Annotated in this window: 19 protein-coding genes; 11 read left to right on the top strand and 8 right to left on the bottom strand. The window is 60.5% G+C overall.

All coding sequences use genetic code 11. From position 1 onward, the window contains the following. The first annotated feature begins 67 nt into the window (after positions 1 to 67). The 4 genes from lon (at position 68) to PSH90_RS17035 (ending at position 6581) form a co-directional block, all read left to right on the top strand. Entirely contained in the window at positions 68 to 2464 is a 2397-nt protein-coding gene (lon, locus tag PSH90_RS17055; protein WP_016775334.1) for an endopeptidase La, read from the top strand. Positions 2465 to 2613: 149 nt separating this feature from the next. Continuing rightward, entirely contained in the window at positions 2614 to 2886 is a 273-nt protein-coding gene (locus PSH90_RS17050) for an HU family DNA-binding protein (protein WP_016775333.1), read from the top strand. A 227-nt stretch (positions 2887 to 3113) separates the two neighbouring features. Beyond that, complete coding sequence (locus tag PSH90_RS17045; RefSeq protein ID WP_236168547.1) at positions 3114 to 4985, top strand: SurA N-terminal domain-containing protein; 1872 nt, start codon at positions 3114 to 3116, stop codon at positions 4983 to 4985. 741 nt (positions 4986 to 5726) lie between these two features. Beyond that, entirely contained in the window at positions 5727 to 6581 is an 855-nt protein-coding gene (locus PSH90_RS17035; protein WP_252886453.1) for a DUF2242 domain-containing protein, read from the top strand. 386 nt (positions 6582 to 6967) lie between these two features. Here PSH90_RS17035 and PSH90_RS17030 read toward each other — a convergent pair whose 3' ends face one another. Further along, on the bottom strand, positions 6968 to 8008 hold the full coding sequence (locus PSH90_RS17030; protein ID WP_056788764.1) for an AraC family transcriptional regulator: 1041 nt from the start codon (positions 8006 to 8008) through the stop codon (positions 6968 to 6970). A 3-nt stretch (positions 8009 to 8011) separates the two neighbouring features. Continuing rightward, a complete protein-coding gene (locus PSH90_RS17025; RefSeq protein WP_252882308.1) occupies positions 8012 to 9142 on the bottom strand; it encodes a nitrilase-related carbon-nitrogen hydrolase in 1131 nt (376 codons plus the stop codon). A gap of 208 nt (positions 9143 to 9350) precedes the next feature. Between PSH90_RS17025 and PSH90_RS17020 the strand changes: the two genes are divergently transcribed. Both PSH90_RS17020 and PSH90_RS17015 read left to right on the top strand, forming a co-directional pair. Beyond that, a complete protein-coding gene (locus PSH90_RS17020; RefSeq protein WP_150634907.1) occupies positions 9351 to 11390 on the top strand; it encodes an NADPH-dependent 2,4-dienoyl-CoA reductase in 2040 nt (679 codons plus the stop codon). A gap of 125 nt (positions 11391 to 11515) precedes the next feature. Continuing rightward, complete coding sequence (locus PSH90_RS17015; RefSeq protein WP_305381122.1) at positions 11516 to 12439, top strand: 1-aminocyclopropane-1-carboxylate deaminase/D-cysteine desulfhydrase; 924 nt, start codon at positions 11516 to 11518, stop codon at positions 12437 to 12439. 141 nt (positions 12440 to 12580) lie between these two features. On the opposite strand, the gene PSH90_RS17010 is transcribed toward PSH90_RS17015, so the two are convergent. Further along, positions 12581 to 13087, bottom strand: coding sequence for a collagen-like protein (locus PSH90_RS17010; protein WP_082530311.1), 507 nt, complete (start codon positions 13085 to 13087; stop codon positions 12581 to 12583). Here PSH90_RS17010 and PSH90_RS17005 point away from each other — a divergent pair. After that, complete coding sequence (locus PSH90_RS17005) at positions 13065 to 13406, top strand: hypothetical protein (protein ID WP_143498023.1); 342 nt, start codon at positions 13065 to 13067, stop codon at positions 13404 to 13406. The two genes, PSH90_RS17010 and PSH90_RS17005, sit on opposite strands and share 23 nt — an antisense overlap. A gap of 86 nt (positions 13407 to 13492) precedes the next feature. On the opposite strand, the gene phnX is transcribed toward PSH90_RS17005, so the two are convergent. Both phnX and PSH90_RS16995 read right to left on the bottom strand, forming a co-directional pair. Further along, on the bottom strand, positions 13493 to 14320 hold the full coding sequence (gene phnX, locus PSH90_RS17000; RefSeq protein WP_095182103.1) for a phosphonoacetaldehyde hydrolase: 828 nt from the start codon (positions 14318 to 14320) through the stop codon (positions 13493 to 13495). Between the two features lie 142 nt (positions 14321 to 14462). Next, the gene (locus PSH90_RS16995) at positions 14463 to 15572 is read right to left on the bottom strand and encodes a 2-aminoethylphosphonate--pyruvate transaminase (RefSeq protein ID WP_305381120.1); all 1110 of its coding nucleotides are present in this window, start codon (positions 15570 to 15572) and stop codon (positions 14463 to 14465) included. Positions 15573 to 15685: 113 nt separating this feature from the next. Between PSH90_RS16995 and PSH90_RS16990 the strand changes: the two genes are divergently transcribed. Next, complete coding sequence (locus PSH90_RS16990; RefSeq protein ID WP_305381118.1) at positions 15686 to 16546, top strand: LysR substrate-binding domain-containing protein; 861 nt, start codon at positions 15686 to 15688, stop codon at positions 16544 to 16546. A gap of 96 nt (positions 16547 to 16642) precedes the next feature. On the opposite strand, the gene PSH90_RS16985 is transcribed toward PSH90_RS16990, so the two are convergent. Further along, a complete protein-coding gene (locus tag PSH90_RS16985; protein WP_122612111.1) occupies positions 16643 to 17515 on the bottom strand; it encodes a LysR family transcriptional regulator in 873 nt (290 codons plus the stop codon). A 271-nt stretch (positions 17516 to 17786) separates the two neighbouring features. Here PSH90_RS16985 and PSH90_RS16980 point away from each other — a divergent pair, with 271 nt between their 5' ends. Both PSH90_RS16980 and PSH90_RS16975 read left to right on the top strand, forming a co-directional pair. Continuing rightward, positions 17787 to 19112 (top strand): MFS transporter, encoded by a 1326-nt coding sequence (locus PSH90_RS16980; protein ID WP_305381117.1) that lies wholly within the window; start codon positions 17787 to 17789, stop codon positions 19110 to 19112. A 72-nt stretch (positions 19113 to 19184) separates the two neighbouring features. Next, on the top strand, positions 19185 to 20576 hold the full coding sequence (locus tag PSH90_RS16975; RefSeq protein WP_305381115.1) for an FAD-dependent oxidoreductase: 1392 nt from the start codon (positions 19185 to 19187) through the stop codon (positions 20574 to 20576). 8 nt (positions 20577 to 20584) lie between these two features. On the opposite strand, the gene PSH90_RS16970 is transcribed toward PSH90_RS16975, so the two are convergent. Then, positions 20585 to 21973 carry a type VI secretion system Vgr family protein gene (locus PSH90_RS16970; RefSeq protein ID WP_305381114.1) on the bottom strand — a complete coding sequence of 463 codons (1389 nt, stop codon included), beginning with the start codon at positions 21971 to 21973 and terminating at the stop codon, positions 20585 to 20587. A 221-nt stretch (positions 21974 to 22194) separates the two neighbouring features. Between PSH90_RS16970 and PSH90_RS16965 the strand changes: the two genes are divergently transcribed. Further along, positions 22195 to 22899 (top strand): YebC/PmpR family DNA-binding transcriptional regulator, encoded by a 705-nt coding sequence (locus tag PSH90_RS16965; RefSeq protein ID WP_252882301.1) that lies wholly within the window; start codon positions 22195 to 22197, stop codon positions 22897 to 22899. A gap of 102 nt (positions 22900 to 23001) precedes the next feature. Here the strand turns inward: PSH90_RS16965 and PSH90_RS16960 are convergent, their stop codons facing one another. After that, on the bottom strand, positions 23002 to 24315 hold the full coding sequence (locus PSH90_RS16960) for a leucine-rich repeat-containing protein kinase family protein (RefSeq protein ID WP_252882300.1): 1314 nt from the start codon (positions 24313 to 24315) through the stop codon (positions 23002 to 23004). Between the last annotated feature and the right edge of the window lie 22 nt (positions 24316 to 24337).

Below are 24337 nucleotides of genomic sequence, written 5' to 3'. Positions count from 1 at the left end.
CCCCCATCTTGGTTTCAAGCTTAATTCCATCTGATTACGGCCATACGGCCGCCGTAGAGGCGAAATCATGAAGACAACCATCGAATTGCCTCTCCTGCCATTGCGTGATGTCGTGGTTTATCCGCACATGGTTATCCCGCTGTTCGTGGGGCGCGAGAAATCCATCGAAGCCCTCGAGGCAGCGATGACGGGTGACAAGCAGATTCTGCTGCTGGCCCAGCGAAACCCGGCTGACGATGATCCCGGTGAAGACGCTCTCTATCGCGTAGGTACGATTGCCACGGTACTGCAACTGCTGAAGCTGCCTGATGGCACTGTCAAGGTTCTGGTCGAAGGCGAGCAGCGTGGCACCGTCGAACGCTTCAGCGAAGTCGATGGCCACTGCCGCGCCGAAGTTTCTCTGATCGAAGAAGTCGACGCCGCCGAGCGCGAGTCGGAAGTCTTCGTGCGCACGCTGCTGTCGCAGTTTGAACAATACGTCCAGCTGGGCAAGAAGGTTCCGGCTGAAGTCCTGTCGTCGCTCAACAGCATCGATGAGCCCGGTCGTCTGGTCGACACCATGGCCGCGCACATGGCGCTGAAAATCGAGCAGAAGCAGGAAATCCTCGAGATCATCGATCTGTCGGCCCGTGTCGAGCACGTGCTGGCACTGCTGGATGCCGAAATCGACCTGCTCCAGGTTGAAAAACGCATTCGCGGCCGCGTCAAAAAGCAAATGGAGCGCAGCCAGCGCGAGTACTACCTGAATGAGCAGATGAAGGCCATTCAGAAAGAACTCGGTGACGGCGACGAAGGCCACAATGAAATCGAAGAGCTGAAAAAGCGCATCGATGCTGCCGGCCTGCCGAAAGATGCGCTGGCCAAGGCCACCGCTGAGCTGAACAAGCTCAAGCAGATGTCGCCGATGTCGGCTGAAGCCACCGTGGTGCGTTCCTACATCGACTGGCTGGTGCAAGTGCCGTGGAAGGCGCAGAGCAAAGTACGCCTCGACCTGGCCCGTGCGGAAGACATTCTCGACGCCGATCACTACGGCCTCGAAGAGGTCAAGGAGCGCATCCTTGAATACCTCGCCGTGCAGAAGCGCGTGAAGAAAATCCGTGGTCCGGTGTTGTGCCTGGTCGGTCCTCCAGGTGTGGGTAAAACCTCGCTGGCGGAATCGATTGCCCATGCCACCAATCGCAAATTTGTACGTATGGCCTTGGGCGGCGTGCGTGACGAAGCGGAAATTCGTGGTCACCGCCGGACCTACATTGGTTCGATGCCGGGAAGATTGATTCAAAAGATGACAAAAGTGGGCGTACGCAACCCGCTGTTCCTGCTCGATGAAATCGACAAGATGGGCAGCGACATGCGTGGCGACCCGGCTTCGGCGTTGCTGGAAGTGCTCGATCCCGAGCAAAACCACAACTTCAACGATCACTATCTTGAAGTCGATTACGACCTGTCCGATGTGATGTTCCTGTGCACCTCGAACTCGATGAACATCCCGCCAGCGCTGCTGGACCGGATGGAAGTCATCCGTCTGCCGGGTTACACCGAAGACGAGAAGATCAACATCGCTGTGAAATACCTCTCGCCGAAACAGATCGCCGCCAATGGTCTGAAGAAGGGCGAGCTGGAGTTCGATGAGGAAGCGATTCGCGACATCATCCGTTATTACACCCGTGAAGCGGGCGTGCGGGGCCTCGAGCGACAGATCGCCAAGGTCTGCCGCAAGGCAGTCAAAGAGCATGCGCTGGAAAAACGCTTCTCGGTAAAAGTGACAGCTGACCTGCTCGAGCATTTCCTCGGCGTGCGCAAGTTCCGCTACGGCCTGGCCGAGCAGCAGGATCAGGTGGGGCAGGTGACTGGCCTGGCGTGGACTCAGGTTGGCGGTGAATTGCTGACTATCGAAGCCGCAGTGATTCCGGGTAAAGGTCAACTGATCAAGACCGGTTCGCTGGGTGATGTGATGGTCGAATCGATCACTGCCGCACAGACCGTTGTGCGCAGCCGCGCCAAGAGTCTGGGCATCCCGCTGGACTTCCACGAGAAGCGCGACACGCACATTCACATGCCGGAAGGTGCTACGCCGAAAGACGGCCCAAGTGCTGGCGTCGGTATGTGCACGGCGTTGGTTTCGGCATTGACCGGTATTCCGGTGCGCGCCGATGTCGCCATGACCGGTGAGATCACTCTGCGTGGGCAAGTGCTGGCAATTGGCGGTTTGAAAGAAAAACTGCTGGCGGCTCACCGCGGCGGAATCAAGATTGTGATTATTCCGGAAGAAAACGTCCGCGATCTGAAGGAGATTCCTGACAATATCAAGCAGGATCTGCAGATCAAGCCGGTTAAATGGATTGACGAGGTCCTGCAAATTGCGCTGCAATACGCGCCGGAGCCCTTGCCGGATGTGGCTCCGGAGATAGTTGCCAAGGACGAAAAACGCGAGTCTGATGCCAAGGAAAGAATTAGCACGCATTAATACGTTTTAGCCTGGGGGGCTTTCCTTGACAGCATTTTAGAGCCCTTGTTATAAAGCGGCTCTTAAGTGTCTGTAGGCCATTCAGCACTCGTTTTTGCTTTCACCAAAAAACTTAGAAACATCTCAAAATAGATATAAGGGGACTTAGAGTGAACAAGTCGGAACTGATTGATGCTATCGCTGCATCCGCTGATATCCCGAAAGCTGCTGCTGGCCGTGCGCTGGACGCTGTAATCGAATCCGTCACTGGCGCTCTGAAGGCTGGCGACTCCGTTGTTCTGGTTGGTTTCGGTACTTTCTCCGTGACTGACCGTCCGGCTCGTACCGGTCGCAACCCGCAAACTGGCAAGTCTCTGGAAATCCCGGCTGCCAAGAAGCCAGGTTTCAAAGCCGGTAAAGCGCTGAAAGAAGCTGTTAACTGAGTTTCCAGGTTTTTACCCATCCGGGTCGGGGTCAAGCCTGACTTGGCAGCGGAGCGGTAGAGCAGGTGGCTGGAACAGGCACCTGTAACGCCGGGATCGAGGGTTCGAGCCCTGTCCGCTCCGCCAGTTACGAGAAGGCGCATCCTCGGATGCGCCTTTCTTCTATCCGGATTCTACCCACGCTCCACGGTTGCCTAAATTGAAGTTCAACCGTTTCTGGGGGACGCATGCTGCAAAATATCAGGGACAATTCACAAGGCTGGATTGCCAAGACCATTATCGGGGTCATCGTTGCACTGATGGCCCTGACCGGTTTCGATGCCATTTTCCAGGCCACGACTCACAAGAACGAGGCGGCCAAGGTCAACGGTGACGAAATCAGCCAGAACGAGCTGAGCCAGGCCGTTGATATGCAACGCCGTCAGCTGATGCAACAACTGGGCAAGGACTTCGATGCGTCCTTGCTCGACGAAAAAATGCTCCGCGAATCGGCGCTCAAAGGCCTGATCGACCGCAAGTTGCTGCTGCAAGGCGCCGAACAGGCGAAGTTCTCGTTCTCCGAAGCCGCGCTGGATCAAGTGATCCTGCAGACGCCTGAATTCCAGGTCGACGGCAAGTTCAGCTCCGAGCGCTTCGACCAGGTGATCCGTCAACTGGGCTACAGCCGCATGCAGTTCCGTCAGATGCTGGCTCAGGAAATGCTTATCGGCCAGTTGCGCGCTGGTGTTGCCGGCAGCGGTTTCGTCACCGACGCCGAAGTGCTGGCTTTTGCCCGTCTGGAAAAACAGACCCGTGATTTCGCCACTCTTAACGTCAAGGCCGACCCGGCTGCGGTCAAGCTGACCGATGACGAGGTCAAGGCTTACTACGACGAGCACGCCAAGGAATTCATGACGCCGGATCAGGTGATCATCGATTACGTCGAGCTGAAGAAATCGTCGTTCTTCGATCAGGTTGCGGTCAAGGATGAAGATCTTGAGGCGGCTTACCAGAAAGAGATCGCCAACCTGTCGGAACAGCGTCGTGCCGCGCACATCCTCATCGAAGTGAACGACAAGACTACCGAAGCGCAGGCAAAGGCGAAGATCGACGAAGTCCAGGCGCGTCTGGCCAAGGGCGAGAAGTTCGAAGCGTTGGCCAAGGAGTTCTCGCAGGATCCGGGTTCCGCCAACAATGGTGGTGACCTTGGTTATGCCGGTCCTGGCGTTTACGACCCGGCTTTCGAAAAAGCGCTGTACTCCTTGTCGAAAGACCAGGTGTCCGAGCCGATTCGTACCGACTTCGGTTATCACCTGATCAAGCTGTTGGGCGTGGAAGCGCCTGAAGTGCCGACCCTGGCCAGCCTGAAAGACAAGCTGACCCGCGAGCTGAAAGCCGCTCAGGTCGAGCAGCGTTTTGTTGAGGCGACCAAGCAACTGGAAGACTCGGCGTTCGAAGCTTCTGACCTGGCGCAGCCAGCAGCGGATCTGAAACTGACCGTGCACACTTCCAAACCGTTCGGCCGTGAAGGTGGCGAAGGTGTTGCAGCCAACCGTGCCGTGGTCACTGCCGCGTTCAGCCCGGAAGTGATTGATGAAGGTGCCAACAGCACCGCCATCGAGCTGGATCCGGAAACCGTGATCGTGCTGCGGGCCAAGGAGCATCTCAAGCCTGCGCAATTGCCACTGGAAAGCGTCAGCGCGGCGATCCGCACTCAGTTGACCAAGGAGCACGCCAGTGCCGAGGCCAAGACCCGCGCCGAGAAGCTGATCGCTGATCTGCGCGACGGCAAGGCGCCGCTGGACAAGGCCATTGACGGTCAGAACTGGAAGATCACCGAAGCGGCCACCCGTGGTCAGGAAGGGGTTGATCCGGCTGTGCTGCAGGCACTGTTCCGTATGCCGAAGCCGGCTGCCAAGGACAAGCCGACGTTCTCCAGCGTTACCTTGCCGGATGGCAGCCTGATGGTGGTGCGCCTCAACGGTGTTAACGAAGCTGCTGCGCCTACTGATGAAGAGAAGGCGCAATATCGTCGCTTCCTGGCTTCCCGTGAAGGGCAGCAGGACTTTGCGGCGTATCGCAAGCAGTTGGAAGCTGAGGCGAAGATCGAGCGGTTCTGATCTTTTGACTGACGTTTGAAGGAGCCCCGGCCTGGTTGGTCGGGGCTTTTTTGTTTTTTGGGCGTGGCGGCCTTTGGGCCGGCCATGCTCTGGGTGGTTTGGGTGAATATCCGTTTCTTCGGGTGCGGCGGCTGGCGGTTTCGCCCTTACGGCGAGGCACTTTTTCCAGACGCCGAAAAAGTACCCAAAAAGGCTTGCTCCTACGTTCGGCCCTCGCAGGCTCGGGTTCCTTCGCTGCGGGATCGATCCGGGCGCAGCGGCTCCGGTTTGCTTCGCTGCACCTCCTTCCGCTGTGTCTGGCTGCGCCAGACGGTCGCTGCGCTCCCACGCCCGGATCAATCCCTCCACTCAGCCTTCCGACGTCGCCGGTGGATCAAAAGCAAGATCAGAAGCACTCGAGCTTGCGCTCATTGTGTAGGAGCTGCCGAAGGCTGCGATCTTTTGCTTTTGCCTTTCTGTGGGAGCGAGCCTGCTCGCGAAGGCGGCTTGGCAGCCGACCTGATCTTGAGTTTTTACCTTTCTTTTGCTTTAGAACACGCCGGTCGGTTCTGGGGTGTTATGGCCGTCGAGCCGACAAGCCATGGCGAAATTGCGCGCGTTGATCGATCATTTGTCCACGCGGCTTTTTCCTGACGGCCATGACCGGTAAAGTTGTAACCGATTCTTGACACTATTCCATGCGCCATGGGGCAACGATCTGTTGCACAATACGCCCCGGACTGTTTTCCCTCAGGATGTTCAATGTTGATTTCCACTCCCATGCGTGTTGTCGGGCTGGCGCTGTTATTGACTGCGGTGGCCGGTTGTTCGAAGGACAAGCCGATCTATGAGCATGAGAACTTCGATGACTCCGGCACCTTTTCGCGCAATTACCCGGTAACCGACACCGCCAGTTGCGAAGCGGCCCGGCGCGCGTTGCTCAGTCAGGGCTACATCATTACCAGCAGTGATCCGAAGCTGGTCAGCGGGCACAAGAGCTTCCAGCAGACCGGCGAGACGCACCTCGAGATCAGCTTCAACGTGGTCTGCGCCGAAGATGGCAGCGCCGGGCATCATGCGACGGTGTTCGCCAACGCCTTGCAGGACCGTTATGCGCTGAAGAAGACCAACAACTCGGCCAGCCTCGGGGTTGGTGTGTTGGGCTCGGTGTCGATGCCGATCGGCTCCTCGGACGACTCGATGGTCAAGGTCGCCAGTGAGACGGTCATTGCGCAGAAGTTCTACGAGCGTTTCTTCACGCTGGTGGAGCAGTTCCTGCCCGCCGATGCGAAGAAAGCTGCACACATCGAAGAAAAGCCGAAAACCGATCTTGGTGTGCCAGAACCAAAAGCGGCACCTGCACCTGCGCCTCTGGCGCCGACACCTGCAGCGGAACCGGTCCCCGTGCCGGCTGCGGAAACTGCACCGGCCCCGGTTGAAACCGCGCCAGTGAGTTCCGAACCGATGGTGCCCCCAGCGGAGTCGACGCCGATTACGCCTGCGCCAGCGCCCGTGGAAGAGCCAGCGCCGGCCAGCGAAACCATCACTCCGCCGACCAACCCGGATATTCCGCCACCATCCGAGCCGATTCCGGCGATGCCGGCTTCGGGCCAATAAGAAACCAAGCGAAACCCTGTGGGAGCGAGCCTGCTCGCGAAGCGGTGTATCAGTCGACAGATGATTAGACTGACACACCGCTTCGCGAGCAGGCTCGCTCCCACAGTGGTTTTCGGGTTGGCTTAAAATCTGGTAACACACCTGCGGCATCATCGCCGCGATAAATCCCCAACCACCTGCTACGTTTTATTCATGAAGGCAGCGTTTCACTTTTCCTTCACACGGGCACTTTATGCTCGGGGCACAGGTCGATTGATCAGGCCATTTTCATAGCGAGCAGTTGGGGGATTCATACGATGGATGAGTATCAGGAAGAACTGCTCGAATACCAGGCCTTTGAACTGGATCAACCAGAGCCGGCTGACGACGCGACGGAACTCTGAGCTTCAGGCTCCCGAGCGGTAATTTCGTCGGGATTCGCCGGGCGTCTGCCCGCTCCAGCGCTTGAATGCGCGCTGGAAGGCTTCAGCTGAGGCGAAGCCCAGCAGGTAGGCGATTTCGCCGAATGCCAGTTCGGTGTCGCGGATGTAGGTCATCGCCAGGTCGCGGCGTGTGTCATTGAGGATCGCGCGAAATTGCGTGCCTTCCTCAGTGAGCTTGCGCCGCAAGGTCCAGGTCGGCAGTTTCAGGCGTGCCGCGACTTCTTCTAGATCCGGCTCGCGGCCGCCATTGAGCAGCGGGCCGAGCAATTGGGTGATGCGCTCGCGCAAACTGCGGGTGCGGGTCAGTTGTTCCAGCTCCCGCTCGCACAATTGCAGCAGATGTCGCCAGGTGCTCGGGCAATGTTCAGGGTTGCGCAGGGCGAGGCTGCTCAGGCTCAGGCGCAGTTGGTTGCGCTCGGCGCTGAACTGGATCGGGCAGTCACCGAGCATTGTGTAGGCGTCGCGGTAATCCGGCGCTTCGAATTCGATTTCGATTCTCTCTGCGCGCAACGTTTCGCCGCAAAGGCTCGACAACTGATGCAGCCAGCCGGCGAGGATCGAGTCGACCACGAAGCGGTTATAGGCGTTGTATGGGCTGATCGAGTAGAAGCGCAACCAGGCACCGTTGGCATCTTCATGAAAACTGGACTGCCCGCGATAGTTCGAGCCGTAAAGCGGCTCGAAGCGCGTCAGGCAGCGGGCCGCTTCACGCACGGTGGGTGCTTGCGCCGCAGTGATGCCGGCCAGACCGGCTTGATTCAAGCGGATCATTCGGCCCATGCGCAGGCCCAGGGCCGGGTCGCCGGTGAGTTGAATCGCCGCATGGCCCAGGCGCATGTAACGCGGGATCGACAATCGCGCCCCGGCCTCGGCCAGTCGCGCTGCATCAAGGCCATATTGTTCAAGCAGAGGCAGCGGATCGACGTCGTGGCTGCGCACGGCGTCGGCCAGACTATGGACGAAACCCACCGACAGATCCCCGAGGCGCATCGGCTGCGGCTTCATGGTTTACAGCCAGACGTTCAGCAAGCGCGCACCACGGGCCTCGCCATCGGCGAACTGCTGGCCGTTGCTGCTGAGGAAGCTTGTGCCGGTACTCGACTTGTCCCAGAACTGCCCGCGCATGAACACACTGACGCCGGCAATCGCGCGGCTGCTCGGTGGTTGTGCGGTGAGGGTCAGTCGGTGCCAGGCCTGACCTTCACTGAGGTCGCCGGGCTTGAGGCTGACCGAGCCCGGCGTGCTCGAACCCTTGTAGCCACGCCATGGCTTGTCCCAGGCGCCTTGGCCAATAACCTGCGCCGGCACGGCCACCAGTTGCGCGCCTTGCTCATCGAGGGTGCGGTAGTTGCCGGGGTACCAGCTGTCACTGCCGATCAGGATGCCCAGGCGTCCGGCCGGGGTATCGACGACCTGTATGGCGTGTTTGTCTTCGGCCTTAATCACACCTTGCTGATCAAAGATCGGATGCATCTGCCGCTGCGGCTGGCCCAACGGTACGCCGTCGCGACCAAACACCACGCTGCTGTTGAACAGGGCGCCGCTGCCGGGCTTGAGCCGGCCGTCGCGGATGCTTGGCTCCGGCAGCACGATGGAGCCTGCCACCAGGGTGACCTGGAACTCCTTGGCCAGACCGCCGAACAGCGCTTGGTAATCCTTGGCCATGGCCTTCGCTTTCATCCGCAGATAAGCGTCATCCAGGCGTTGCTCGCCCTTGGCCCGCAGCCACGCTCGGGCAAACAGCAGTGGATTGCTCGCCGCCAGCCAGTTCATTGCCTCCGCCAGCGTTGGCGCCTGATACAACTCGTCTTTCTCGCCGCTGATCATCAACCAGGTGCCGACGTGCTCGGGCAACACCACCACGGTTTTTTCGTTGAGCAAGCCTTGATCACGGGCCTGCTGCAGATACGCCGCGAGTTTGCGGTGCAGGCGTGCGGAGCTTTGGTAATCGGTGGGGAACAGTTCGGGCTGGATGCCGAGCAGATTGCCACGATCGCCGGGCGTGCCCTGATTGACGGCGAGCTTGATGCGCAGGTCCGACAGGTAATGTCCCGCCGGCCGGTCTGCCGCCCACATGGCGTAGGTGGTCAGGGCGGCAACGAGGGCCATGGAGAAAAACAGATACAGAAGTTTGCGCATGAAAACCAACAACAACCGGGTACAGGATGTGCCGACTAGGGTAGGGCCCATGGCCCGGGTTGCCAAGGGGCGCTGCGCATTTGGATCAATAACTTGTCAGTTACGGTCATTGAGTGACAGCGGTGCGACTCTTAGTCTGTCGAACATGACTGACGGGGGACGCAGAGCTCCCGCAACTTTTCCGTGATCGCTCGTTGTGGAGTTACCGATGACCGCCGCTCATTACCCGCATCTGCTGGCCCCGCTGGACCTGGGATTCACCACGCTGCGCAACCGTACCCTGATGGGCTCGATGCACACTGGCCTTGAAGAAAAGCCGGGTGGCTTCGAGCGCATGGCGGCGTACTTCGCCGAACGTGCCCGTGGCGGTGTCGGCCTGATGGTCACCGGCGGCATCGGCCCGAATGACGAGGGCGGGGTGTATTCCGGCGCGGCCAAGCTCACTACCGAGGAAGAGGCGCTCAAGCACCGCATCGTCACTCGCGCGGTGCACGAGGCGGGTGGCAAGATCTGCATGCAGATCCTCCACGCCGGGCGTTATGCCTACAGCCCGAAACAGGTAGCACCGAGCGCGATTCAGGCGCCGATCAACCCGTTCAAGCCCAAAGAGCTGGACGAAGAGGGCATCGAAAAGCAGATCAGTGATTTCGTCACCTGCTCGGTATTGGCGCAAACCGCCGAATACGACGGCGTCGAGATCATGGGCTCGGAAGGTTACTTCATTAACCAGTTCCTCGCCGCGCACACCAACCACCGCACCGACCGCTGGGGTGGCAGCTACGAAAACCGCATGCGCCTGCCGGTAGAAATTGTCCGTCGTGTGCGCGAAGCGGTCGGGCCGAATTTCATCATCATCTTCCGCCTGTCGATGCTCGATCTGGTCGAAGGTGGCAGCACCTGGGATGAAATCGTCATGCTGGCCAAAGCCATCGAGCAGGCCGGTGCGACCATCATCAACACTGGTATCGGCTGGCACGAAGCGCGGATTCCGACCATCGCCACCAAGGTTCCGCGTGCAGCGTTCAGCAAGGTCACGGCCAAGTTGCGCGGCTCGGTGAGCATCCCGCTGATCACCACCAACCGCATCAATACCCCGGAAATTGCCGAGCAGATTCTTGCCGAGGGCGATGCCGACATGGTCTCCATGGCCCGACCATTCCTCGCCGATCCGGACTTCGTCAACAAAGCCGCCGAAGGCCGCGCCGACGAAATCAACACCTGCATCGGCTGCAACCAGGCGTGCCTCGACCACACCTTTGGCGGCAAGCTCACCAGTTGCCTGGTCAACCCGCGCGCCTGCCACGAAACCGAACTCAATTACCTGCCGGTGCAGCAGATCAAGAAAATCGCCGTGGTCGGTGCCGGCCCTGCCGGCTTGTCTGCCGCCACCGTGGCCGCCGAGCGCGGTCATCAGGTGACGTTGTTCGATTCGGCCAGTGAGATCGGTGGCCAGTTCAACATTGCCAAGCGCGTGCCGGGCAAGGAAGAGTTTTTCGAAACCCTGCGCTACTTCAACCGCAAACTGCAAACGACGAATGTCGAGGTATGCCTGAACACCCGCGTCGACGTGGCCAAGTTGGTTGAAGGCGGCTACGACGAAATCATTCTCGCCACCGGTATCGCCCCGCGCGTGCCGGCGATTCCGGGCGTCGAGAATGCCAAGGTGCTGAGTTATCTGGACGTGATCCTCGAGCGCAAACCGGTCGGCAAGCGTGTCGCGGTAATCGGTGCTGGCGGGATCGGTTTCGATGTCTCCGAATTCCTCGTTCATCAAGGCGTGGCCACCAGTCTTGATCGCGCGGCGTTCTGGAAAGAGTGGGGCATCGACACGCAACTGGAGGCCCGTGGTGGTGTGGCGGGAATCAAAGCGGCACCGCATGCGCCGGCCCGTGAGGTGTTCCTGTTGCAGCGCAAGAAAACCAAGGTCGGCGACGGTCTGGGCAAAACCACCGGCTGGATTCATCGCACCGGTCTGAAGAACAAACAGGTGCAGATGCTCAACAGCGTCGAATACCTGAGCATCGATGACCAAGGCTTGCACATTCGCATCGGCGAATCCGGCGAGCCGCAACTGCTGGCAGTGGACAACATCGTGATCTGCGCGGGGCAGGATCCGTTGCGTGAATTGCACGACGGTCTGGTTGAAGCCGGGCAGAACGTGCACTTGATCGGCGGCGCGGATGTGGCGGCGGAGCTGGACGCCAAGCGGGCGATCAATCAAGGTTCGCGGCTGGCGGCTGAGTTGTAAACACATTCTGTAGGAGCTGCCGAAGGCTGCGATCTGTTGATCCTGATTTCAAAAGCAAGATCAAAAGATCGCAGCCTGCGGCAGCTCCTACTAGTATGTGGTCTTTTCCAGATTGTGCAGTGCCCATGCTTTTGCCTCCCCCCAACTGGCTACCCCCGGCCCCTCTCGAACCGCTCCATCTGGACTGGCTTGCAGCTGCCGGCATCGAGGTTGCGATCCTGCGCCTGGACCGCATCGACCCGCTGATCAGCGGCAACAAGTGGTTCAAACTCGTCGAACACCTCAAAGCCGCCGAGCGTGCCGGCGCCGAGGGCATCATCAGCCTCGGCGGTGCGCATTCCAATCACCTGCATGCGCTGGCGGCGGCGGGCAAACGGCTGGGTTTCAAAACCATGGGACTGCTGCGCGGGCACCCGCAGGACACGCCGACAGTGCGAGATCTGCAAGCGTTCGGCATGCAGTTGCATTGGCTGGGTTACGCCGGCTATCGCGCGCGGCACGAAGCGGGATTCTGGGTACCGTGGCACGCGCAATATCCGACGCTGCATGCAGTGCCCGAGGGCGGTGGTGGCGTGGCCGGCGCACTGGGTTGCGCAGCGATCAGGCAGCAAGCCGAAGAGCAATTGGCCAAGCTGGGCTGGGATGATTTCGACGCCTGGTGGCTGGCCTGTGGCACCGGCACGACACTGGCCGGGCTGGCGCTCGCCGAGAAAGGCAAGCGCGTGGTGTACGGCGCTCTGGCAGTGCCGGATGATCACGGCGTAGCGCCGAACATCGAGTCGATCCTCGCGCCCGCCACCGAGCATGCGGCGGGCTATCAACTGATCGACGCCAGCCGTGGTGGTTTCGCCAAAGTTGACGAGGCGTTGCTGACCTTCATCGATCAGACCGAGCAAACCAGCGGCATCCCTTTGGAGCCGCTGTACACCGGCAAGGCCTTGCTGGCGCTCAAGCAGCATGTCGAAGCAGGCGAATTTGCCATCGGCACGCGTCTGATCTTTATCCACACGGGGGGCTTGCAGGGGCGACGCGGATTTGCAATGACATAGCCGATGGACGCGATCAGTACATGCCAGCGTTTCGGCGTAATGATATTTGCAACACACAAAAGTCTTATTTGTACGGTTTATTATTTCTGCTTATTTAAAGTTGTTGGTGTGCGTTGAACTGTGGGCGTAACTCTATGTTGCTTATATCTTGTAGGTTCTTTTGGTTTGAATAGTTTGTTGTGCGTGATTATTGTTGGTTCGGCTCTTTAGTTTGTTATTAAAGATCATAATTATATTTGTAAATTTGAGTGTGAATATGAAAAGTCCGATCTCCAAGCCTCGCCCCACTACCACTACACCAAAGCCAGTGGCGCCAACCAAACCCGTAGCACCGACCAAACCCGTAGCACCGACCAAACCAGTGGCACCAACCAAGCCAGTAGCACCAACCAAACCGGTAGCGCCGACCAAGCCGGTAGCGCCAACCAAGCCAGTAGCACCAACCAAACCGGTAGCGCCGACCAAGCCAGTGGCACCAACCAAACCGGTAGCGCCGACCAAGCCAGTGGCGCCAACCAAGCCAGTAGCACCGACCAAACCAGTGGCGCCAACCAAACCGGTAGCCCCAACCAAACCAGTTGCGCCGACCGCACCAGTAGCGCCGGTCGATACCAAGCGTCCGCCAATGCCATGGCCGACCCTTAACATCAACATCGATCCGGTGGCCTTGATTACGCTGATTCAAACACTCGGTGCGACCGTCAATGTCGATGGTTCGACCACACTGCCTGACGGTAGCGTGGTTGACGTTGATAAGACTTCGATCAAGCGTCCCGACGGCATCATTCAATATGACGACGGCCGGGTAGAGTATCCGGACGGGCGAATCGTATGGTCTGATAATACCGTTGAATATCCGGATGGCCGTATTGTCTGGGAAGATGGTACTGAACAATTGCCTGACGGAAGCGTTAAACATCCCGATGGTAGTGCGTACGACGCAGAGGGCAACCTTGTTTCAGAGTAAGTAATAACCGGGCAATATATTTATTTAAGACAGTGCAAAAAAACACCGCTGATTGTCATGGATCAGCGGTGTTCCGGTTATCGGCCTCAGGCGTTTTGCGGCATCTCACCGTTGGCCAGACGCTTGTTGATGTCGGCGATCACTTCCGGCAGATCGCTGATGGTGTCGATCATGTAATGCGGCCGCGAACTTGCGAACAGCGCGTGGATGCGCTGGCGCTCGCTGGCCAGTTCATCGCTGCCCAGCGCGCGGAAACCCTCATAATCCAGACCCAGCGCGTTGCCCGAGCAAATCAGCGCAACCGTCCACATGCCGGCCCGGCGACCTTCGAGAATGCCCGGCACGGTGTCGTCGATCTTCACGCACGCTGCAACATCGTCGATGCCCAGAGCGATCACGTTGGCCAACGCTTGCGCCGGCCATGGACGACCGTTTGGCACTTCGTCGGTGGCGACCACGTGGTCGGCGACGTAGCCGTTGCTGGCGGCGAGTTCGACGACTTTGTCCATGACCGCTTTCGGGTAACCGGAGCAGGAACCGATCTTGATGCCTTGTGCGCGCAGTTGGGCGATGGCGTCCAGCGCGCCGGGAATCAGTGCCGAGTGCTCGGCGATTTTCTCGATCTGCAACGGCATGAAGCGGTTGTAGATAGCGGTGACGTCATCGTCGGTCGGCGTGCGACCGAATACCTTGCGATAACGCTCCGCCACTTGCGGCTGATCACAGAGGGTGCGGATGTGATCCCACTTGCCCATGCCCATCGGCCCACGGGCCTCTTCAATCGACACCTGCACATCGAACTCGGCGAAGGCTTCGACGAAGATCTGCGTCGGCGCGAACGAGCCGAAATCGACCACGGTACCGGCCCAGTCGAGGATCGCGGCTTGCAGCTTGCTTGGATTGGTGTAGTTCATGGTAATCAATTCCTGATTTGAAAATGAGATCAAAATGTGGGAGCGAGCCTGCTCGCGAAAGCGGTCTGACATCAGCGTATGTGTCGCCTGGGACGACGCTTTCGCGAGCAGGCTCGCTCCCACAGGGGATTTTTGGTGAGGCTCAGATATCGAGCACTTCCATCTCGCGCAGCACTTCACCTACTGCTGCTACGGCCTGGCGCATTTCGTCCGGGGTGACGTGGCCGATGCAGCCGACGCGGAAAGTTTCGACCTGGGTCAGTTTGCCGGGGTAGAGGATGTAACCCTTGGCCTTGACCCGCTCATAGAAGTCCTTGAACTGGTAGCGCGGATCCTGCGGGGCATGGAAAGTGGCGATGATCGGCGCCTGAATCGCCGCCGGCAGGAAGCTGCGCAAGCCGAGCTCGTTCATCTCTTCCATCAGCGCCTGACAGTTGGCGGCATAACGCGCATGCCGCGCCGGCAGACCGCCTTCTTCGCGGTATTGCAGCAACGCTTCGTGCAGCGCCGCGACCACATGGGTGGGCGGGGTGAAGCGCCATTGCCCGGTTTTCATCATGTAGGCGTGCTGGTCGTACAGGTCCATCGCCAGCGAGTGCGAGTTACCGGCAGATGCGGCCAGCGATTCCTTGCGGGCGAAGACAAAACCCATCCCCGGTACACCTTCCAGGCATTTGCCGGAGGCGGCGATCAGCGCGTCGAACGGTACTTTTTGCGCATCCACCGGCAACGCGCCGAATGAGCTCATGGCGTCGATGATCAGACGTTTGCCGTGTTGCGCGACGACCTCGGCGATTTCTGTCAGCGGATTGAGAATGCCGGTGCTGGTTTCGCAGTGGATCAGCGCCACGTGGGTGATGTCAGCGTCGGCGCGCAGCAAGCGGTCGACGTCGGCGGCGGTGGTCGGCTCGTCTTCGGCGGTTTCGAAGGTGCTGAACGAGCGGCCGAGCACTTCGCAGATCTTCGCCAGGCGCTTGCCGTAAGCGCCGTTGATCAGCACGAGGATTTTGCCATCACGCGGTACCAACGTGCCGATCGCCGCTTCGACAGCGAACGTGCCGCTGCCCTGTAACGGTACGCAATGGTGGCTGGCGGCGCCGTTGAGGATGGCCAGCAATTGCTCGCACAGGCTGGCGGTCAGCTGGTTGAAGCGGTCATCCCACGAACCCCAGTCGACCATCATGGCCTGACGGGTGCGGGCCGAAGTGGTCAACGGGCCGGGAGTGAGCAGAATCGGTGCGGCGGTACTCATTCGGGTGTCCTCGCGAAAACGCTGTGGGATGAAGCTACGGGGCCTACGTTGCAATTCGCCGCTTCATCAATCAAATTGTTTGTTGTTATGCCAGCCATCAGTGAGGGTTATCCATGAATCTGTTTCAGCTGCGCGCCTTCGATGCCGTGGCCCGCGAAGGCAGCTTCACCCGCGCGGCTGCGCGGTTGTTCATCAGCCAGCCGGCGGTCACCGGACACATCAAGGCGCTGGAAGAGCACTACCAGATCACCTTGCTGCGGCGCACGGCGCGACGGGTGGAACTGACCGAGGAGGGCACCAAACTGGCGGCGATCACCCGCGCCATGTTCGGCCTGGCTGAAGAAGCGCAGACGCTGCTCGAGGCCAATCGGCAATTGTTGACCGGGCGTCTGGAGGTGGCGGCGGATGGGCCGCACATGGTCATGCCGATGCTGGCGAGCCTGCGCGCACGCTATCCGGGGATCACCGTCAACCTGCGTCTGGGCAACGCGCAGGAAACCCTGGCGGCGCTGTTGTCGGAACACGCCGATGTCGCGGTGCTGACCGAGGTCGAGCCGCGCAAGGGCCTGCATCTGCAAGCGCTGAGCGAATCGCGGATCTGCGCGCTGGTGCCGGCGGGGCATCGCTGGGCGAATCGCTCCGGGGAAGTGAAACTCAAGGAGCTGGACCAAGTGATCATGGTTCTGCGCGAGCCAAGTTCGATTACCCGGCGCACGTTTGACCAGGCGTGTATGCAGGCCTCGATTCAGCCGCGGGTGTTGCTGGAGCTGGACAGTCGCGAGGCGGTGACCGAAGCGGTCGCGGCCGAGTTGGGTATCGGTGTGGTGTCATCGGTGGAGGTCAGTCATGACCCGCGCGTGGTGGCGATCCCGATTGCCGGGGAAGGGCTGATGAACCGGCACATGATTGGCTGCATGGAGCGCCGGCGCGAGTTGCGCTTGATTCAGGCGTTTTTTGATCTGGCGCCAGACTGAAAACCGAGGCGACTTTTTCGCGAGCAGGCTCGCTCCCACACTACAGAGCGCGGTCCCATGTGGGAGCGAGCCTGCTCGCGAAGGGGCCAATACTGTTTACACAAGGCTCTCGCGAACCATATCAAGAAACGTCGCCACCACCCGCCGCGAACTCTGTTCGCGCAAGCACACCAGGGTTTCGGTCAGGCGCCTCGTGCAATCGGTGATCGGCAACGCGCAGACCCGTGAGTCGGCGCCGAACTCCGCCGCTGAAACCACACCAACCCCGATCCCCACCACCACGGCTTCGCGCGCCGCTTCCCGACCTTCAACCTGAATCGCCGGGCGGATGCGCAAACCTGCGCGGGCCATTTCCTCTTCCAGGGTCTGCCGGGTCACCGAACCGATCTCTCGCAGCACCAGTGGCGTGTCATCCAGATCGGCCAGACAGATCGATTCGCGCTCGGCCCACGGATGATTGCGCGAAACGAACGCCACCATCGGATCGTTGCGCAACGGCACACACAGCAAGCGTTCATCGGTTACGTCGCGGCCGAGCAGCGCCAGATCGGCCTGATAGTTGAACAGGCGAAACAGCGATTCATCGGTATTGCCGGTCTCGATTTTCACGCTGATGCCCGGGTAGCGCTCGCAGAACCGTGCGATCTGCGGCAACACGTGGATCGGCGCGTCCACCGCGAGAATCAGGCTGCCGGTCTGCAGGGCCTGGGATTCTTGCAGCAATTCCTGCGCTTCGGCTTCGATCACGAACAGGCGCTGGGTGATCGCCAGCAGGCGCTCGCCGAGATCGGTCAGGCGTACGGAACGTTTATTGCGGTGAAACAGCAGCACGCCGAAGCGTTCTTCGAGTTTGCGCACCTGGTCGGAAATCGCCGGTTGCGTCAGATAAAGCCGCTCGGCGGCGCGGGTGAAGCTGCCATGGACGGCCACCGCGTGGAACGCTTTGAGTTGGGCGTGAGAGACAGACATGGTGGCTCCAGTAACAAGCTCGGCTTATTTGTGAAATACGATAAATCGATTTTATTTATTAAACAGTAATTGCTTTGGTCGGCTCACGCCATCGCTGACTGCTCGGTCGAGCAGCGGCGCCGGCCCATGAGCCTGTGCGTGCAACAGCAGACTCATCTGACCGTTATCGCCGAAGGGAAGGGGCGGTATCGCAGTGCTCAACAATAAAAAACACAGGCGTTTTTCTTAATCGATTCTGCCGGCACACTCACACCCTGAGGTCAGAACCACCATGAACAAGCACATCGGCACCCTGGCGCGTTGGCGCGTGCAGATCTTCGCTATTACCTGGCTCGCGTACGCCGCCTTCTACTTCACCCGCAAAGCATTTTCGGTAGCCAAACTGGGCATCGCCGAAGACCCTGATTTCACCCTCGACAAAATGGCCATGGCCAACCTCGACGCGATCTATCTGGCGGCGTATGCCCTCGGACAGTTCACCTGGGGCATGCTCGCCGATCGCTTTGGCCCGCGAGTCGTAGTGCTTGGCGGTTTGCTGATATCCGCCGCTGCGGCGCTGGTGATGGGCAGTTTCGCTACATTGCCGATCTTCGCCACGTGCATGTTGATTCAAGGTCTGGCGCAGTCCACTGGCTGGTCGGGGCTGTGTAAAAACCTTGGCAGCTTCTTCCCGTCAGAGCAGCGCGGGCGCGTGCTCGGCTTGTGGAGTTCCTGTTACGCGTTTGGTGGTCTGGTCGCCTCGCCGTTCGCCGGCTGGTGGGCCTACACGCTGGTCGGCACCTGGCACGCGGCATTCATTTCCAGCGCGGCGGTGGTCGCGGTGGTGGCCGTGCTGCTCTTTATCTTCCAGCGCAACAAACCGGAAGACGTCGGCTTGCCGGCGGTGGAGCCCGAGCCGGAACTGACCGCCGAGGAAACCGCAGCCAACAGCAAACTCAGCGTGTGGGAGCCGTTAAAGGAAATCCTGCGCAACCGCACGGTGCTGGTGCTGGGCCTGGCGTATTTCCTGCTGAAACCGGCGCGCTACGCGATTCTGTTGTGGGGCCCGGTGATTGTTTTCGAGCAGATGCCCAGTGTCGGCAAGGTCGGCGCGGCGATCATTCCAACCGCGTTTGAACTGGCCGGATTGCTCGGGCCGATCATGATCGGCCTGGCCTCGGACAAACTCTTCGGCGCCCGACGCATGCCGGCCTGCGTGCTGAGTCTGTTGGCGCTGACCGTAACGCTGGCGCTGTTCATGGCTGCGCTGAACACCGGCAGCGTGTTGTTGGTCGTCGCGTTGCTGTTCGTCATGGGCCTGACGTTGTACGGCCCGGACTCGATGATCAGCGGTGCGGCCGCCATCGATTTCGGCAAGGCCAAGGCCGGTGCCACCGCCGCCGGTTTCGTCAACGGCTGCGGCTCCGTTGGCGCAGTGCTCGGCGGTTTGCTGCCGGGCTACTTCGACTCGGTGACGGTGTTTATCGTCTTCGCCGGATGCGCGCTGTTCTCGGCGCTGGTGCTGATTCCGCACTGGAACAGTCGGCCGGTCGGCGTGATGGAGCCGCGCGCGGCGATCCCCAACTGCCCGCTGAGCGTCAAACCGCTGCGTTCCTGAAACCCTTCGCCCCGTGGCCTGCTGCGCGGTGCGCGGCAGGCTGCGTCGTGGCTTTCTGACTGGAGATTTCCCATGCGACCGTTCTGGCTCGAGCAAGCCTTGCAGGCCGACCCATCCGAACAGTGTCCACCGCTGCAAGGCGAGGTGCGCACGGATGTGTGCATTGTTGGCGGTGGTTACACCGGATTGTGGACGGCGATCATGCTCAAGCAGCAAAACCCGGAGCTGGAGGTGCTGCTGATCGAAGCTGACATCTGCGGTGCCGGCGCCAGTGGCCGTAATGGTGGTTGCGCACTGTCATGGTCGGCCAAGTATTTCACCCTGGAGCGCTTGTTCGGCGTCGAAGAAGCGGTGCGTCTGGTCAGGGAATCGGAGCGCAGCATCCATGCGATCGGCGAGTTCTGCGAGCAGTACGGCGTCGATGCCGATTACCGCCTCGACGGCACGCTGTACACCGCGACCAATCGCGCTCAGGTCGGCGCAACTGACGCGGTGATCGCGGCGCTGGAGCGTAACGGCATCAACTCGTTCAGCCAGCGACCGCTCGCCGATGTGCAGCGCATGGCTGGTTCAGCAAAACACCTGGAGGGCTGGTTTTCCCCGGCGGCTGCCAGCGTGCAACCGGGCAAACTGGTGCGCGGCCTGCGCCGGGTGGCGCTGCAATTGGGCGTGAAAATCCATGAAGGCACGGCGATGACCGGGCTGGAAGAGGGCCGCCCGGCACGCATCCACACGCCCGGCGGGAAGGTCATCGCCGACCGGGTGGTGCTGGCGATGAATGCGTGGATGGCCCGCGCGTTTCCTCAGTTCGAGCGCAGTGTGGCGATCGTTTCCAGTGACATGCTGATCACCGAACCGCGCCCGGACCTGTTGCAGCAAATCGGTTTGACCAGCGGCGTCATCGTCCTCGATTCGCGGATTTTCGTGCATTACTACCACAACACCCCGGACGGCCGGATCATGCTCGGCAAGGGCGGCAACACCTTCGCCTATGGCGGGCGGATGCTGCCGGTGTTCGATCAGCCGTCGCCTTATGCCGGCTTGCTCAAGCGCAGTCTTGCGGATTTTTTCCCGGCGTTCGCCGAGGTCAAAATCGACGCGACGTGGAACGGCCCGTCGGATCGTTCGGTGACCGGTTTGCCGTTCTTCGGCCAGATGAGCGGTGCGGGCAATGTGTTTTACGGCTTCGGTTATTCGGGCAGCGGCGTCGGCCCGTGTCACATGGGCGGGCAGATTCTCGCCGCGCTGGTGCAGGGCCTGGATAACCCGTGGACCCGCTCGCCGCTGGTCAACGGGCCGCTGGGTTATTTCCCGCCGGAGCCCATCCGCTACCTCGGCTCGTTGATGGTGCGCAACGCCATCCGCCGCAAGGAGCGCGCCGAAGATCACGGGCGTCGGCCTCGGCATCTGGACGTGCGCCTGGCCAAGTTCGCGGCGGCGGCGGGCAAGGCGGACAAAGGCTGAGGCGCCGATCAATGCTCGGCGCGGTGGCTCAGCCAGTCGAGCAACAGGCTGTCGCGCACGGGCTCTGATTCGCGCTCCGGCGGCTGGCGTGCGTGGCTGAGGCACAGGATCGGTCGGTCCGGATCGCTGTCGAGGAAACTCACCCACACTTCACTGCCGGCGCGCGGTAATTGATCGACCGCGACAGGGCCGCTGAGCCGGCTCATGGCGATCGGCAGCCACAGGGCGTCGCTGGCGGATTTATCCGCAGACGGCCACAGGCTTACAGCGAGGCAGCCGTTTTCGTCCACTTGCGCAGGTTGCCCAGGCGCACCCGCCACTTTCGCCAAGTGATAACCGGCAATATTCGGGCGAGCTTGTTTGAGTGGCGGACGGAAGTCGGTCGACCAGGGCTGCGCAGTGAAGTCGTTGTGATAACGCTGAACGCTTGGCGCCGGATCAAGGATCGAAGGGTGCTGCCCGTGGTGGCGCACCGCGCTGATCAGCCATTGTTCGTTGAAATGATGAATCGGGTGGTCGGCCACAAGCAGCAGTCGGCCACTGAGCAAATCGCTGCAATCACTGCGCCCGTGAATGGAGCGCAACTGGCAGCGTTGGCGTTGCAGATGACGTCGACTGCGTTGTTCGGCGTGCAGACGTTCCGGCGATCGCGCGGGCATCGGCAACTCGGTCGAGACCTCGTTGGCGGCTTCGGCATTGCCGGTTGGCTGACCGCGATTGCGCACCGCATGCAGCATCGGTACAGGCGCCGCGCGATGCTGTTGATAGAGCGCGCTGACGCAGGGCGACGGTGGTTGCTCATCAGCATTGAAAGGGATTTCAACCGGTTCCTGCGGCAGGCTCAGGCTGTCGTCAGCGAACACCACGACGTGTCCGTCCGGCCCATGTTCGAAGTGATAGTGGATGCCTTCTTCTTCGCATAGCCGCTGCGCCAGTGCCAGATCGCTTTCTTCGTACTGAATGCAAAACGCCCTTGCCGGGTAGTGACCGACGCTCATTTCAATGCGGTAGCTGTGCGCTGGCAGGGCATGTTCTTCGAGCAGTTGTTGAATGATCTGCGGCACACTCAGGTGAGTAAACACGCGGCGCTTATGCGTTTGCGCCAGTTGTTGCAGATGCGGCACCAGAATCAGTCGATAGCCGACCCGATGCGTCCCGCGATGTTCGCAGCTGGCGCTGGAAATGACGCCGTGGAATCCGTGCTGCTCACTGAGCCGCAAAAAGGCTGGCCTGTGCAGGAAGGATCCCGGGACGATGGCCGGGGCCAGTCCGAGCAGTTCGATGTCGAAACGGTAAGGCTGGTTCAGCGCTTCCTCGCCGCGAAAACGCACCACCGGCAGGCGCAATCCGCTGTCGGTCAGCGTAAGGGTGAAGGGACTTTCCTTGTCATTGAGCATTCGAGCAGGCCCTGTCAGGCGATACGGGGTTTCAAGGGTACGAAACCGTCGGGCTGAATGGTCATGTCAAAGGCGCTTTTCAGAATCCCCCTACATGCTTTGGTGAAGATGTCGATTCCGTCGGCTGTTTTTTTGGTCGATTGCCGACTTTAGGCCGTATAAACTTGCCGCCACGCGTCGGCCAATAGATGTCTCGGCGCCACAGATCAAGAGAGTGAGTAATGGGCGCACAGTGGAAGGTTAAACACAAAGAAGCGGCAGCCAACGCCAAAGGGAAGATCTTCGGCAAACTGGTGAAGGAAATCACCATTGCTGCGCGCAACGGTGCCGATACCGCCACCAACGCACACCTGCGTCTGGTGGTCGAACAGGCGAAAAAAGCCTCGATGCCAAAAGAAACCCTCGATCGCGCGATCAAGAAAGGCGCCGGTCTGCTGGGTGAAACCGTGCAATACCATCGCGTGACCTACGAAGGCTTCGCGCCGCATCAGGTGCCGCTGATCGTCGAATGCGTCACCGACAACATCAACCGCACCGTCGCGGAAATTCGTGTGGCGTTCCGCAAGGGCCAGTTGGGCGCTTCGGGTTCGGTGGCGTGGATGTTCAACCACGTCGGCATGATCGAAGCCGCGCCGGACAGCCCGGAAGCCGATCCGGAAATGGCTGCGATCGAAGCCGGTGCCCAGGATTTCGAGCCGGGCGAAGAGGGCGCGACGCTGTTCCTCACCGACCCGACCGACCTCGACGCTGTGCAGAAAGCCCTGCCGGAACAAGGCTTCACCGTGCTCTCGGCCAAGCTCGGCTACCAGCCGAAGAACCCGGTCAGCGGCTTGAGCGACGAGCAGATGGCTGAAGTCGAAGCGTTCCTCGAAGGCCTCGACAACCATGATGACGTGCAGGACATGTTTGTTGGTCTGGCTGGCTGATCCGTCGCGCCAGGAATGACCTCTTCGCGAGCAGGCTGGCTCCCACATTTGCAATGCATTCCAATGTGGGAGCGAGCCTGCTCGCGAATGACCGCGCAGCGGTCACAGATTCTCCAGCATCTCGATGACTTCACTGAACCCCGGCCGCCCCAGCACATCCGCCTGACAGCAACGTCGTTCCAGCGCCTCCAGGTGCGCGCGCCGCTCCGTACTCAATCCTGAGTCGACACGCTCCAGCAATTCCCCCAACAACACACCGAACGCACGTACTTCCAGGCGCTGCAATGCGCGCGTCTGCACATCATCGCGGGTTGCATGAAACGACGCCGCGCCGAAATCCCCGAGCAGACAATCGCCGCGATCGTTCAACAGAATGTTGTGGCCATAGAGATCGCCGTGGGTAATGCCTTGGTGGTGCAGGTGCTCGGCCGCTGAGGCGATGCCTTGGGCGACGCGCAGGGCAACCTCCGTCGTGAACCGGCAGTCCTCGGCATAAACATCCCGCGAGCACGAGGCCAGGCTCGGCAAACCGGCGAGATTGCCGAAGCTCGGATCAATCAGTTGCATCACCAGCCCCTGCTGCTGATCGGGGTGGCCGCTGATGCGCCCTTCGACGCGGATCAGGTTCGGGTGCAGGCCGGCGGTGATGCAGGCGTTCATCTCATGCAACGGCGAGCCGTCGCTGGTCATCTCGCCTTTGTACAGCTTCACCGCAACCGCCTGCGCCGTGCCATCGTCGCACTGCCAGACCGCCCGGGAAATCACCCCGGAAGCGCCTTCGCCCAGTTGCTGTTCCATGCGCAGCGTCGACCAGTCGATCAGCGGCGTGGCCTCAAGGGCAGCGGCATCGGCTTCGGTCTCCAGCGGATTGCCGGCGTAGGCCAGCCAGGTCAGGCTCGGCAAGGTCAGCAGCCATTGCGGCAGCTCGTTGAGCTGGTTGGCGGCGATGCGCAGCAATTCCAGCCGATGGCAGTGACGCAGGGAGTCTGGCAGCGAGCGCAGGCAATTGCCGGCGAGCATGAGCTTCTGCAAAGCGCGGCGTTCGCCCAGTTCCTTCGGCAGGCTCTCGATGCGGTTATCGGTGAGGATCAGCCAGCGCAGCTGCGGCGGCAGAGCGTCACCAGGGACATTGACGATGCGGTTGGCCTTGAAGCCGACCATGGTCAGCGCGGTGCACTGGCCGAGGCACGCCGGCAGCTCGGTGAACTGGTTGTCGGAGCAGAACAGCACGCGCAGGCGGGTCAGGCGATGCAGGTCATCGGGCAGGCTGCTCAGCGCGTTGCCGCTGAGGTTGAGCACTTCCAGCGTGTCGGCCAGTTGGAATATTTCGCGGGGGAATTCGGGCAGCCCGCAGGACAGGTCGAGGCGGGTAATGCCTGACAGCTCGCCGGCGCGCAGTTGAGCAAGGGTGTGCATGTCTGGTTTCGCTATTGATCGG

This window comes from Pseudomonas sp. FP1762, from assembly GCF_030687105.1.
GTDB lineage: Bacteria > Pseudomonadota > Gammaproteobacteria > Pseudomonadales > Pseudomonadaceae > Aquipseudomonas > Aquipseudomonas siliginis.
Note: the sequence above shows the minus strand (reverse complement) of the source record. Positions and strands in the feature narration are given on the sequence as shown.

Excerpts from the sequence above, each read along its gene's own strand:
- lon (WP_016775334.1), top strand. The coding sequence starts at position 68 with ATGAAGACAACCATCGAATTGCCTCTCCTGCCATTGCGTGATGTCGTG.
- PSH90_RS17045 (WP_236168547.1), top strand. The coding sequence starts at position 3,114 with ATGCTGCAAAATATCAGGGACAATTCACAAGGCTGGATTGCCAAGACC.
- PSH90_RS17035 (WP_252886453.1), top strand. The coding sequence starts at position 5,727 with ATGTTGATTTCCACTCCCATGCGTGTTGTCGGGCTGGCGCTGTTATTG.
- PSH90_RS17030 (WP_056788764.1), bottom strand. The coding sequence starts at position 8,008 with ATGAAGCCGCAGCCGATGCGCCTCGGGGATCTGTCGGTGGGTTTCGTC.
- PSH90_RS17025 (WP_252882308.1), bottom strand. The coding sequence starts at position 9,142 with ATGCGCAAACTTCTGTATCTGTTTTTCTCCATGGCCCTCGTTGCCGCC.
- PSH90_RS17020 (WP_150634907.1), top strand. The coding sequence starts at position 9,351 with ATGACCGCCGCTCATTACCCGCATCTGCTGGCCCCGCTGGACCTGGGA.
- PSH90_RS17015 (WP_305381122.1), top strand. The coding sequence starts at position 11,516 with ATGCTTTTGCCTCCCCCCAACTGGCTACCCCCGGCCCCTCTCGAACCG.
- PSH90_RS17005 (WP_143498023.1), top strand. The coding sequence starts at position 13,065 with ATGCCATGGCCGACCCTTAACATCAACATCGATCCGGTGGCCTTGATT.
- PSH90_RS17010 (WP_082530311.1), bottom strand. The coding sequence starts at position 13,087 with ATGTTAAGGGTCGGCCATGGCATTGGCGGACGCTTGGTATCGACCGGC.
- phnX (WP_095182103.1), bottom strand. The coding sequence starts at position 14,320 with ATGAACTACACCAATCCAAGCAAGCTGCAAGCCGCGATCCTCGACTGG.
- PSH90_RS16995 (WP_305381120.1), bottom strand. The coding sequence starts at position 15,572 with ATGAGTACCGCCGCACCGATTCTGCTCACTCCCGGCCCGTTGACCACT.
- PSH90_RS16990 (WP_305381118.1), top strand. The coding sequence starts at position 15,686 with ATGAATCTGTTTCAGCTGCGCGCCTTCGATGCCGTGGCCCGCGAAGGC.
- PSH90_RS16985 (WP_122612111.1), bottom strand. The coding sequence starts at position 17,515 with ATGTCTGTCTCTCACGCCCAACTCAAAGCGTTCCACGCGGTGGCCGTC.
- PSH90_RS16980 (WP_305381117.1), top strand. The coding sequence starts at position 17,787 with ATGAACAAGCACATCGGCACCCTGGCGCGTTGGCGCGTGCAGATCTTC.
- PSH90_RS16975 (WP_305381115.1), top strand. The coding sequence starts at position 19,185 with ATGCGACCGTTCTGGCTCGAGCAAGCCTTGCAGGCCGACCCATCCGAA.
- PSH90_RS16970 (WP_305381114.1), bottom strand. The coding sequence starts at position 21,973 with ATGCTCAATGACAAGGAAAGTCCCTTCACCCTTACGCTGACCGACAGC.
- PSH90_RS16965 (WP_252882301.1), top strand. The coding sequence starts at position 22,195 with ATGGGCGCACAGTGGAAGGTTAAACACAAAGAAGCGGCAGCCAACGCC.
- PSH90_RS16960 (WP_252882300.1), bottom strand. The coding sequence starts at position 24,315 with ATGCACACCCTTGCTCAACTGCGCGCCGGCGAGCTGTCAGGCATTACC.